Source organism: Hungatella sp. (assembly GCF_046966825.1).
The window spans coordinates 1-12,872 of the sequence record NZ_JBKVCZ010000022.1; the positions used below are offsets into that span (position 1 = coordinate 1).

At 35.5% G+C, this 12,872-nt stretch carries 10 protein-coding genes; all 10 read right to left on the minus strand.

Annotated elements, in window-relative coordinates; all coding sequences use genetic code 11:
- Window positions 1-50 precede the first annotated feature (50 nt).
- The 10 genes from ACLTD4_RS09280 to ACLTD4_RS09325 all read right to left on the minus strand — a co-directional run bounded on the left by ACLTD4_RS09280 (window position 51) and on the right by ACLTD4_RS09325 (window position 12,752).
- The gene (locus tag ACLTD4_RS09280) at window positions 51-452 is read right to left on the minus strand and encodes a hypothetical protein (protein ID WP_412331260.1); all 402 of its coding nucleotides are present in this window, start codon (window positions 450-452) and stop codon (window positions 51-53) included.
- The gene (gene qatB / locus ACLTD4_RS09285) at window positions 449-1,300 is read right to left on the minus strand and encodes a Qat anti-phage system associated protein QatB (protein ID WP_048931265.1); all 852 of its coding nucleotides are present in this window, start codon (window positions 1,298-1,300) and stop codon (window positions 449-451) included. Before qatB ends, ACLTD4_RS09280 begins: the two co-directional genes overlap by 4 nt.
- A gap of 12 nt (window positions 1,301-1,312) precedes the next feature.
- A complete protein-coding gene (locus tag ACLTD4_RS09290) occupies window positions 1,313-3,205 on the minus strand; it encodes a P-loop NTPase fold protein (RefSeq protein ID WP_181988626.1) in 1,893 nt (630 codons plus the stop codon).
- Window positions 3,206-3,543: 338 nt separating this feature from the next.
- A complete protein-coding gene (locus tag ACLTD4_RS09295) occupies window positions 3,544-3,903 on the minus strand; it encodes a hypothetical protein (RefSeq protein ID WP_227146795.1) in 360 nt (119 codons plus the stop codon).
- Between the two features lie 264 nt (window positions 3,904-4,167).
- A complete protein-coding gene (locus ACLTD4_RS09300) occupies window positions 4,168-5,832 on the minus strand; it encodes a reverse transcriptase domain-containing protein (RefSeq protein ID WP_048931268.1) in 1,665 nt (554 codons plus the stop codon).
- Between the two features lie 206 nt (window positions 5,833-6,038).
- The gene (locus tag ACLTD4_RS09305) at window positions 6,039-7,247 is read right to left on the minus strand and encodes a hypothetical protein (protein WP_412331261.1); all 1,209 of its coding nucleotides are present in this window, start codon (window positions 7,245-7,247) and stop codon (window positions 6,039-6,041) included.
- The gene (locus tag ACLTD4_RS09310) at window positions 7,234-9,180 is read right to left on the minus strand and encodes an SIR2 family protein (protein WP_412331262.1); all 1,947 of its coding nucleotides are present in this window, start codon (window positions 9,178-9,180) and stop codon (window positions 7,234-7,236) included. The genes ACLTD4_RS09305 and ACLTD4_RS09310 overlap by 14 nt, the downstream gene beginning before the upstream one ends.
- 116 nt (window positions 9,181-9,296) lie before the next feature.
- A complete protein-coding gene (locus ACLTD4_RS09315) occupies window positions 9,297-10,667 on the minus strand; it encodes a hypothetical protein (protein WP_002566036.1) in 1,371 nt (456 codons plus the stop codon).
- 75 nt (window positions 10,668-10,742) lie between these two features.
- Window positions 10,743-11,087, minus strand: a complete 345-nt coding sequence (locus ACLTD4_RS09320; protein WP_002566037.1) for a hypothetical protein — start codon at window positions 11,085-11,087, stop codon at window positions 10,743-10,745.
- 813 nt (window positions 11,088-11,900) lie between these two features.
- Window positions 11,901-12,752 (minus strand): phosphoadenosine phosphosulfate reductase family protein, encoded by an 852-nt coding sequence (locus ACLTD4_RS09325; protein ID WP_082174022.1) that lies wholly within the window; start codon window positions 12,750-12,752, stop codon window positions 11,901-11,903.
- Window positions 12,753-12,872: the final 120 nt, after the last annotated feature.

Sequence of the window (12,872 nt, forward strand, 5' to 3'; positions counted from 1 at the left end):
GTGGTAAAATGAGTATTTCCTATACCTCAAAATGTTTAAAAGTGTAGTGTTTATTCGGATAATCTAAAATTAAATATAAAATTTACTGTAAAAACCCAAAAATCTCCGCTGAGGAAACGAAGCATTTCCTCTAACTTCCTTTTTTCCTGTCTCCATTTAGGCGCATCATGCAAATATATGCAAAGCTCAATTTTTCTTGTCCAACCATCAGCACTCTTTTTCCTCAATACTGCTTTATCTGCTGCAACTACAGCCATAGCAATAATTGTAAAATCCAATGCCTCTACTGTTGGAGCTATTTTTGATTTTCTCAATTCTTTAAATAGTTGTACTCCCACATGCCCTACATTGTTTATTTTCTGTTCAGGAACTGTAAACATTTCAAAATAATAATCATCATCACTATAATACTTTGGGGTACAGCATCGTGGATAACAAATCACTTTATTCATACTTCAACCTCATACACTTCAAACGTGTTTTTTATAGCTGTTTGAAATAATTTCTGCATATCAATCGTCTTACTACCAGAGTTTCTAAGCCTATTTAACTGCGATGATATTTCTGATTGTAAATAATCTTTCATTTCGTTCATACGATTAACACGTTCTACAGCTGATACTTCTTGTTTTTCAAAAGCTTGTCCTATGTCCAATTGGATACGACTAAATGCCTCATTGCCAAGAAATGTACCGGTGAGAGACCATATCTGATCATCAGTCAATTTACTAATATCTGTATCAGGATTTTGACTCATAAACTCGCTCAATGCAAATCTTCCTGAATCTCTACAAGATACTTCGTCTAAGCTTCCACCAGTTGGGCATACATTATCAATTATTGTATCAATAATTTCATTCGCATTAGCACCTCGTCCTTGCAATTCTGATAAAATTTTACCCAATGGGAAATTCTCGTTATCCCTTAAGGACTGAAATGTCTGGAAGAAATTCGCAGCTGCTTTGGTTGAAGTACGCATGCGTTTGGAGAGATTTTTCGCTCCGCCCATTCCTGTTTTAGAATAATGCCCCAGCGATTTTCTCAAAGAGTCTTTACTCCCAGAATGAACGTATTCACCCATTCCTCGTCTAGCACTTGCAAAACGGAATTTGGGTGCAATAACAAGTTTTTCATCATCATCCGGTTCTTTTTCATCAGATTGATTATCATTTTCACTATCGTCATCATTTTGACAATCCGGTTGCTCATTATCTTGATTAGGCAACTTAATGTCATCTAACCACTCCGGATCTAGTGAAACCCCTGCACCTGGTCCCATACTTGAAGCTGATGTTCCCATATGTTTTCACCCCTACTTCTTTTGTGTATTTTGTGTTATGGCCCTTTTTACACTATCTGGTGTTTCTGAATCGTCAGCCCATTGTTTCAACATATCTTTAGCCCATTCCTTTTCAGCAATAACAGGAATAATGGGAGCTTTTCTAGATTTTGCCGGTATCTCACACAAAGCCAAAGCTAAATTACGACCTAATTCGGGAAAAGCTTCCGTAATATGTACTGCTGCAAATAAAGCATTTACATTCCATTGTTCATTACGTCCCAAACTAATTATTCTTTTCAACAATTTCTCAGCCTCTCTTATTCCTAGAGATTTAATTGATTCAACAAGTTCCCTAAGGTATGTACCATTCTTTACTTTCTTTAACGCAGTTAACAATTCTTTGCCTTTAATAGAAAGTTCGTCATATGCAGCAAACGAAAGCGCCTTATCTCTGCTAAGATACAAAAGTGGACGCAAATCAAGTCCACCTAGTTTCGGTTCAATTAATACCCATTTCTGTACAAAATCATTGTTCCATGTAACATCTGGAAATTCATATTTTTCACCACTTATTAAGCTATCTTCTAACTTTTGTATAAATTCCGGTTTTCCTTCCTCTGCGTTTGCAACTTCTTTAGCCAGATAATCAAATGCCCCTTCTGATGCACATCTCTCAAACAATAACATCTTTATTAACACACCGGAATCTAACATCATTCCATTAATTTTTGCAACTTTTTTTCTTATCTCAAGAGCATTTAATAACCGTTTTATTAATCTAGGATTACCTTTAATATTATCCGCACCTACAAGAATACCTGCTAATTGATCTGCAATTGCTACATATTCCTTCATGGTTCTTTCTGTATCATCATCAAAAACCCCTTCTATTTTTTCTGCTGTCACATCATCTTCCCATGCTTTATTCAAAAGCTTGCTTAATTTATTTTGCGCCTCTAAAAATGCTTCTTGTCTCACTCCGTTTCTTTTAACTTCTAATTCCATGAACAAGAGAACTATGTACACTTTTACTTCTGCAATCCCCAAATGCGGTATTTTTATTGGAACTTGAATCAACTTATCGAAATAACTTGTAACTAACTCATCTGACAATTCAACTCCATTAAAATGGGCACGTACTCCATTTCTTATCATCTGTTCATCTGCTGCGATGATAAAGGCTGTTCGCTCTACAAATAATAATAATCTCATTGCTTCAAGAGTCGAAATCGCTGTTTCAGGTAAGCACCGATCTAAATCATCTACCAAAACAACAAGTTTCACTTTTAGCTGTTTAAGTATTTCTTCAAATTCCTTCCTAATTTCCTCAATCTGCTTTGTTGCCGGCTCTGACATCTCTTCATTATCATTTAAAAGATTTTCCAATTCTGGAGTCAGTCCTTCAATCGCAGTATCTATCGCTTCACTGTTCTCAGACTTTTTATCACGATTATTCCAACTGCTTTTTATGACATTTGCAAAATTTGCAATCACGCCGACAGGCGCTGCTCCTGGAATAAAGCCAGCCAACAAAGGTAATGCCAGTTTTGATACCTGAAACCAATTAATACGTTTCAGGAATTTCTTGAATTTCTTTCCAAGCTCACCATCTTCATCAATTCCTTGTTTTTTCATTTCTTCAGTCAATTTCATCGTCACCGACTGGAGCAAGGCGGATTTCGCATCTTCATATCCCTGATATAACCATGCATTGAATTCAAGAAAAATATATTTGTTATCACTGGACTGGTCATTCAAATCTTTACCAATCATTTTTACCATGGAGGATTTCCCGGCCCCCCAGCTTCCAGATATTCCTATAGATATTGGATTATCCCCTGACTCAATTATTAAATCTGCAACCGTCTTAGATACAACTGAGAAATGCAAATAGTCTGTAGTAGTTTCAATATCATTCCACATATACTTTTCTCCTAAATCTTTGATAGATAGTTCAAAGTTTACTTTTTTATTTTTATTGAAAAAATCCGGATTATGTAACGTCTCCCATAGTGCTAAAAATTCAATGATGTAACGGCTTCGCATTCAGTTATGGATTGTGGCGGCCGAATCTTCACCTATTTATTTTGCAATATCAGTTAAAGAAATATAGTCATTATAACTTCCATTCGACACAACGAAAATTTGCATTCCCTGGATATTAATTTACTTTTAAGACCTTTTACTACTTTGTTCTCAACCTCAACCACTTTCCTCATTATATCAAATTTTGTGTAAAATGTCTTGCTCTTAACACCTATTTAAAAATATATTCGACATTTTATAATACTAACTCTAATCATATTCAAACATAATTTCCCAGATTTTGTTGTCACAATCTCCGTCTCGGTTCCGAATACCGCCTCGTCCTGGCTGTCCATCCATTTCACACGATAGGCCAGGTAGTTCAGTTCCTCCAATCTTTTTTCTGTCACCGGGACCTCATACAGGTACTGGCGCAGATTTGGAATGGACGATTCCACATAGGCGGTAGCGGTTTCCAACGGAACTGTATCCGTTCCATTCAGAAGAGAATAGGCTTCTCTCATTTCTTCGATTGTAGCCGGCAGACTGATACCTACACCAGGGCTCACTGTCCGGCTCAAATAAATCTTAAACATCTAAATTCCCCTCTCTGTCCTTTCACATATAGCCGTTTCTATTTTTGATACTCTATTAAAAGAGGCCCGCCATTTTTATCTGGCTGACCTGAAATTTTACCTCATATCCTCTTTTCCCCATCTCACATCTATGAAAAGGCCAAAAAATCGGGGTCAAAATCGGCCATTTTTTGCCCGATTTTTTTCTCGATTTTTCGCCAAAACCACTATATCTTGTGGTTAAATCCCTCTATTTCCCTTCCGAACCACAATTCCGCATCATTATTAACTCTTTATATCTTTCATAATGTCATTTATAGGTATAAAACCGTGGTTATTAGTTGTATCAGTTTCACAATAAGACACAACACCACACCTTATCATTCCAATCACCTTATGCTCTTCGTTTAATACAACACCCCCACTTGCGCCATGCACAATTCTGCCACTTACTGTTATTAACTTTTGTCCCATAAAAGTTCGCTCTCCAGTAACATATACAGTTTGAACATCTGGTGTATTTCCTAAATTATAATCGGGATAGCCAATCATAATAATTTTACTACCTATTTTTATATCATCCGAATCCCCCAACTCCCATGGAATTAAATCTTCTCTACCAAACCCATTATAACAAGCATAATCTATATTCTCATTTCTTTTTAGGAACTTAATATCATTAGATATAATGCCTATTTGGTCTTCTTTAAAAGTTGTTACCTTATAGAAGCCTTCTTTTTTTGTTACATGGTGATTAGTAAGAAGTAAGTCCGGATCAAGCAAAAAACCACTGCCTTGTATGTAATCATCAAGAGCATTAATTTCAATTATGAATACAGATTTTTCTATCTGCTTTATAAAATCCAAGTATTCATCTACACGAAAGAATATTTTGCCCGAAACTCGATTCAACTCAGAAGCATATTTAAGATAGGTAGGATTATTATCTCCCCTAATACTTTTTATATATTCAATTTTCCCTTTTAATACTTGTAAAAACCAATTAATAATCTCATCTTCTTTTTCACTCTTTCCTGAATTGACCGCTTCAATAATTTTAGGATTTTTGCATTTTCCTTTCTCAACATATAGCTTCGCAGACTCTAAAAGACCTTTAACTTTACAGCTATATAATAATGCCCTAATTTCCTTTATATAATCTCGTCTCAAATTAACAAATTGATTAACAACTAAACCGGTTACTATCTGTCTCTGTCGATAATCAGATATTCTAACCTTATTGTAATTTATCAAAAAATTATTTTTTTTAATAAGTTCTTCCAAGACAGTGCCCACATGAACCCCATTAAAATCCACATAAGCAATTTCCACTGGAAAATCAGCTTTATATGTTGAAAATGTAATATCGTCTGCATATCTACTATATTGCAAATTATATTTCTTTGCCAGCTTAGTCAATTGAGTATCTAACGGTGCACATACCATATTTGTTAAAATTGGTGATGTAGGGGCTCCTTGAGGAAGTTTTCCTTTATAACAAGCAATTTGCGAAATAACTAAGGCAGCTTCTTCACCCAAATTATATGGCGGCTTCATTAGCATACCTCTGACTCTACCAAAATGAATTTGGTCAAAGAAATTTTCCAAATCAATGTTGAAAACATACTTCTTTTTTACATGTCCTTTGGCATTAGTCGCCACATTTTTGTCCAAAACAAATCCATGAGCTGCTGGCTTCGTTTTATATACCATATTCAATATAACTGCTAATTTCCTTTGAATAGCTTTGAGTTTATCATTTGGCGCACAAATAACTCTTTCCCCGCCATTCTTTTTTGAGATTGAAAACTCGACATACATATTATCTGGTTTTATGCTATATAAAAAATATCTTAAACTTTTTTCTTTTATACCCAATATGTCAGCCACATCTTCGCGGCTTTTCATATTAAAGAATTTTTCTCTTACCATATTAGGTTCTTCAAGCATAACTTCCTCCAAATAAAATAGGAGAATTCTACCTTATCCATGCCCACATTGTGATTATTATAATTCACATATAGTAAAGTGAGATAGTCAGAGGGATATCCCCCTAACATTATAGTACATCGTTGCAGTAACACTAACGAATATAAATTCTCCTATGTAATAACTATATCATAATTTTTTGAAATATCAAATACTAACTATAATCTCTACATGAAATTCCTATAATCATATACCACACCTTCATACTGCGATAATAGCCAGCCAACTCTTGCTATAGCATTGGATGACTGAATTGTACATGGTAACTTTGAATACAATCCAAAACTATTCCAATTCATTTTTGATAACCCCAATATTTCTGTTGCTATTTGAGCCAGATCACCATTACCATAATGTTTAACAATTTTTAAAGGAGCCGGTATACTTTTTCCACCTTGAATATATCGCAGGTTAGCGTTTTTTACCGAAGGGGCTATTCCATGAGTATAGAGATATGCCGTATTTTCATTAATAGCAAAACACACGCCTCTTCTTACTGGGTACCCATCAATTTGTAATCTTCTATCATATTCAAAACATCGAAATCTATCTTCAAGAGTTATCTCTATTAAATCAATGTCTTTAACCCCAGCACTTCCTAAACATTTTGTTAATCCATCAATCTCTTGTTTCTGGAATGGGAACCTTTTATGTATAACCACTCTTTGAGGAAGCGTTTTAAATGAATCAAAAAATAGTTCTTTAATATTTAAGCCCAACTGATAAGCTTCATTTTCTGATAAATATGGATTATTTTTTGAATCAAATGTTACATCCTTAATTTTTGATAATTTATATCGGAGCCCTTGGCCGTCTGCTCCATAAATATGACTACACCCTATAAGTGTTTGGTTATCCGTTTTAATATGATCAACACTGTAACCTATTCCCGCGAACGCGGTGTCAGTTCTTAAGCCACTTAAAATCCAAGGTGTTCTTCCAGCTTTTACATAAATTGCAAGAGATAAAGCCCAGGCAATTTGACAATCCAACTCACTATCAATTGTTTTTTCTCTAATAAACTGTGTCGAGATATGTCTTTGAACAGAAAAAGCTTTTACATAATCATGCAAATCATAATGAATATTTCCATCATTAAAAAAAGTAAATAACTCATACTCTTTGGGAATATAAATAATAATAACATCTACACTATCACGTGATTTTAGATATTCAATCTTCTTCTTAATCTGATCACCAAAATTCAAGCATGACTGATATAAGTTGGCTTTATTTAGCATTTTATCATCTAATAGAGCCCATTCCGCAATTAGCGGAACACTGAGTCCAACCCCATAGACGGACTGAAATCCAGGATAATCAATAATGTAATCAACATTATAATTAACTTTGTGTTTTTTATTAAGTCGATCCAAAAAATCCTCTAATTTTTTTTTCGGATCCTACTGGGCTTATCACTCCTAAAGATATGTTTGATTTAAACAATCTATTATTCATATAGAAATCATACGGTTTATTATTAATCAACCCTCGCATAGGATGAAAATCTGTATGCATCGCATTCTGGGCAGGATTATAAAATTTTAATTCTGTATCTGCAAGTTCTGCGCCTCCAATGCATATTCTTTTTTTCATATCATCATCAGGATTGTGTAATGCCTGTCTTGATCTCAACCCAACAAGTAGACTTTTATTGACAATTGTAAACTCGAACCCTGATTCAGAATTACATGGATACATTGAAATAATCGATTTACCATCTGGAAAAATTATATTTATCCAATGTTTAATATAAGCCGCATAATTCTTATTCGCTTGCATTTTACATATTTGTTCCATAAATCTATCCGAAAATTCTTTATTTTCTTCCTTGCTAACATTATTTCGATCTTTATAATAAAAAGCAGGCGTTAGTGTCAAATATGAGTACTTCCAATCCATGAATAATGAAAACCGTATGCCCTGATATGCTTCAATATTTTTTCCGTTTATAGTGTAGTTTATTTTTTTTGACTCTCTCCATATTTTGTTTCTATTATATTTACAATTGCTATGCTTTCCAATAACAATAAGCAATGTTTTTAAAAGCATACTTTTTAAAGTGCCATTGTCAAAAAAAATTTTTCTTGTCAATGGTACTAGTTCTATCGTTCCATTAACGTTAGGGCCACACATGTTACTAATCGAATTTCGATTTCCCCAAGCATAAATCATTCCATTATAAGGTACTGCAACTATGTTATAATCAATCAGCTGCTTGCAATAATCCCATAGGTTCATAACTGAACTGTTTTTCACCTCAAATTGGTAACATTTATCTGGAAATTTAATTGGATAAACATTTGTATCTACAATTTTGTTTACACCCTCCTTATACGGTGAAAACGTTGTTGTTCTACACTCATACCCAGCACCCAGATCAGCTTTTAATTTTTCAACTTCTTCTTGTAGTTCCTTGTCTTCAAAACACATATGCGCAATATTAAGCATTGTTTTATCAAAACCATCTGTAGGTATATAAAACGCCTCTCGCCCATACAAATTGAGTTTCTCAATCAGAACTCTCACTTCTGGTGCAATATTCCTACCATATCCACACCAATAAAGCCTTCCAGCACCACTTCTACAAAAGCTACGCTCTATTGCTTGCATTAGTGATTTATCTCTTCCGCTATACCCCATTACAACAAAATAACGTTTTGATGCTTCAAATGATAAGGCATTAACAAAAATATCACTCTGGCTATCTAATTCCTCTTTACTGTTTTTTAGAGGACCATATTTGTAATCGCCATGTAGAGCAATACATAGCAACTCCTTATTAGCATCAGTACGATATATCCTGTCTTGTGATTCCAACGTAACCTCAATAGGAACTAGTTGATATTTATGCGCAGCTTTAATAATTAAGCCATCAAAATTGGTAGTCCAAACACTTTTAATTATCTCTCGCTCTGCTAACAAACATAATATATGATATCCCAAACTTGGCGTCTTTCCTGTTATGTTTCGTTCAAAATATTTTCTTCTATCGTCTGGAATTCTAAATGCTTTCTCAATATAATAAGAGTATTCAATATCTTCGCCTTCTTTAGGATATGTACCCTGATTATCTAACCAATTTTGGATTGACCGTTTTATATTTTGTGATTTGATATTATTATGCATTTCTGCCAATGTAGGATTTTGAGAAATGAATATATCTCTTTTCCATTCCCAAATACATTCGCTAGCACAAGGTATCCCTGATTCAACTGATGCACCAGCACCCAACAAAAATGAATACTTTGTATCTATATTTTGTTTAATAGAACGAATAAATTCATCAAACTCTAAAATATAGTCCATATATCTCTGTTCCTTCTCTCTCAAAAAATTATAAATAATATTTCACATTATGATACTATTATATAACTAACAATCTTCACATTATCTTTAATTATTAATATTAGTAGATGACACATTTACCAACCATAAATACTGCTCTGTTTTTTCTTGATTATCATCTTATCTTCATCTGACCGTGAATGGTCCCTTTTCCCCAAATACTCATCTTCCCTAGCGACAATTGGATCATACCAATCAGCCTTCTTCTTCGCCCATTCAATCCATTCAAAATCAGCTTCGGTCAGCTCTCCTTTATTCAGTATTGCAGTTATGTAATTTCTAATCTCACAAGCAATCCGATAATCTTTTGCTATATTCTCCAGTGCCTGCGTTTTTACCGCTTCCTGCTGCCGTCTTTCTTTCACTTCCTCTTCACGGAGTTTCGCCTCCAAATATAAACGATGCTGCTCTTCTCTCTTTTCCCGTTCGATTCTGTGTACATTGGAAATTTCATAAAGACGAATTATTATTTCATCCAAGTGCTCCTCTAATTTTAACTCTACACTATCTTTAATATACGAGCTGTCGTCAAACACAATACGAAGCTTACCATTGTATACATTATCGTATTTTTTTATTTTAGGTTCGCTTGCATATCTTTTATATCGTTTGGCCTCTTTATACTCCAGTAATTCTTTTGCCTCCTGCTTTGTTATTTCATGGGGTACCTTATCCTGGGCCTCTGCAAACTTAAAATGCACAACATCTTGTCGTATCTTTACAGACAAGTCTTGCTGCACCTCTCCTCCCAGTTTTTCTACTGTTTTAAATATGACATCCATAATTAAAATAGCCCGGCTTAATCCATCCTCAGAAACATCATTTATAAATCGAGGTGGCTCAACTGTTTTTCCTCTATCATAATAATTTCGATTCCTTGCTGAGAAATTATGTTCCTTGAGATAATCCTTATACTCTTTTATTGCTCTCTTATATACAACTAAATTCTTATGTAGGTGAGCATTTTGTTTAATTTCCAAACTATTGATTGCTTCAATTACCTTCGCTTTTTCATCAGTCGTTAAAAAGTATAAAACCGTATCCGGTATATCTAAATTTGTAGAAAATGGTATCACAGTTGGCGCTTCCTCTTTAAGCCTCTCCATCGCTTCTATACATCTCTCTTCTGGCTGTACTGCTTTTTCAACTTTTTCTTCCTCTACAAAGCTTTTCTTCCGTTTTCTGGTTACTACAGCACCTGCCAGCGTCAACTCTACAGACACATCTACATCACCTGATAAAGGTACTAAATCTGTTGATACATCCTTTCCAAAATCCACTCTTGTCCAATATCCAGAAGGAGGATATGGGACGTTCGCCTGTTTTAAACTGCTAATTAACCGTCCATAGTGTAGATTATATTTTTGGGCAACCTTTACAAGTGACTGTTTCCAAACTTCATCATAAAGCTGTTGCCTCGTTAAGGAAATCACTTCCTTACCTTTCATGCCAACTCCTCCCCCCTTCGTATTTTTTCTCTTCATCTTTATACTTGGACAGCGAAAACGCGTACTCAAACAGCTCTATTTCTTCGGTTCTGCGTCTTCGCTTAATATAAAAAGCAGGTCTTGTTTCATTTCTTCAAACTTTTCAATTATTGTGGTTAGGTTCTTTTCGATATTCTGAACCTGGATTTCATTTATTTTTCCATGATTATATGCAATTAACCGTTCAGCAATAATATGATATGACCAACTTTCTGAGTATCTTCTGTCACGCTCCTCATTATGAATGGCAAAACCAATTGGCAAAACACCATTTCTCATACCAATGCTTACTGCCATTGATGATATCCCCAAATATTCACCAGCAATCTTGCAAGTTATTTTCGATATACCACGTATCTCATCATCCGTATATTTCGCCATAGTTTACTCCTTCCATCCACCTTTTTAATAGCAATAAATATTGATTTAAAACACTTACACCATTGCAAAGCTATACATACATAATTATATTCTGATAGTACCATTTCAACTTAAAGCCTACCATCAGATTCAATATAATCTTTTATTCATTTTAACAACCTGTTCTTGTAGCATTCGCAAATGTCCTTTGACTACCATTAGGAACATATATCTACATATATCATTTATATATCAGGGGCTACTCCAAAGCAAATTGCTAAGCAAAATTAAAGGTGTACAAAGGATTTGTAAATGTCAAATAGAAATAAGCAAATCTCCTTCGAGGACAGTAAGCTACCAAACAACGCCTTCATAAATATAGGGTGAGTAGCCCAGTAAACTACTCTTTTTTAACCTACTAGATTTGCATATAATCCACTTAACTATATTAAGGTTATTATAACATGGAATGGATTATTTTCCCACAAAGCTTTATAAATTCATATCATCTCATTATAAACCCATTCTCCTCCTACTGGTTGGAGTTCATACTCAGTGCTTTGGCTGCGTTTGACGAGCATATGAAAGCTGGACGTTTTTGTTATGATACTGCTGTCTGTTTCGATTCTCCGTAGACCATCAGGAATTCTTTCTCACCTATCTCTTTTTCCGTCATGCTCTGTTGAACCTTAAAACCCTCTGCTCGATAAAATGATACTGCTCCAGTGTTTCTTTCGTATACATGCAGGGACAGATATTTCTTCAACCTTACTGTCTAGCTGGTGTCAATTCCCATGCCCCAAGGTTGACTGCTGCAACTCCTGTTATCTCATTCTATGTTTCATTTACATTTTTCCATTCCGTAATATCAAACAAACTCATCTGACCCTTGATGGTCTCCTCCTCCATCCACCACGAAAAAACATCCTCCGCCGTCTTCCACTTTGTCTTGCCCCCGCCAGCATGAATTACATCAAGCATTTTTCCAAAGGATCTTATATATGCCCGCTGGTAGGTCGGGAATAGCCGAAACTCTGTCCAACGGTTCTTCCCTGCCATAGGGCATCCCAAACAGCCGACTCGGTAGAATCCCATATCATAAAGCGGATTAATCTCCAGACGCTCGCTGCGTATATATTCCCACACATCTGAGTCCCGCCAGTCCACAATCGGGTTGCAGGTTCTTTTCCCTTTTAATGTGCAGTTCTCAAACAGCATCCGTTGCTCATCATTGTCATTATTCAGGATAATCTTCTTACTGGGATCCGAGACAAAGTTCTCAAAAACTCCCCGGCTAGTCTTCCTCTTCGCACTCTCCGCCCATCGCACACCGGTAGTAATAAAGCGATCCTGGCAGGAGTTCTCTTTACAAATTTGGCAGCAATATCTCTGCAGCCTTGTCGGTGGGAATTTTTTCATAGGGATCAGAGACCACATGGTAACTCTCTGGCCTTTGTAAATCGGATAATTCACACAGCAGGTAATCCCCTCCAGTTCCAACTTGCGAAAAATATCTCTCACATAGTAAATGGTCTGAGGTTCATCTGCTGTAGTCAGGTTGTGATGAATCTCAAATGGTATCCTGGCACGTCTGACAATTTCCCTACATACTGCGCTGTCTTTCCCTCCACTGTCTGTTACAACCAAGGGGCGTCCGTATAGTCTTAAGGACATCTCGGACGCCATCTTCACCCTTTCTATCGCTTTCTGTTCTAAATCCATTCAAAAAAGAGTCAGATATCTTTTCCCGGCCGGAACTCTGCCTCCTTCTTTTTGTCTCTCTTGCAAAAGAAAAAAGACACTGAT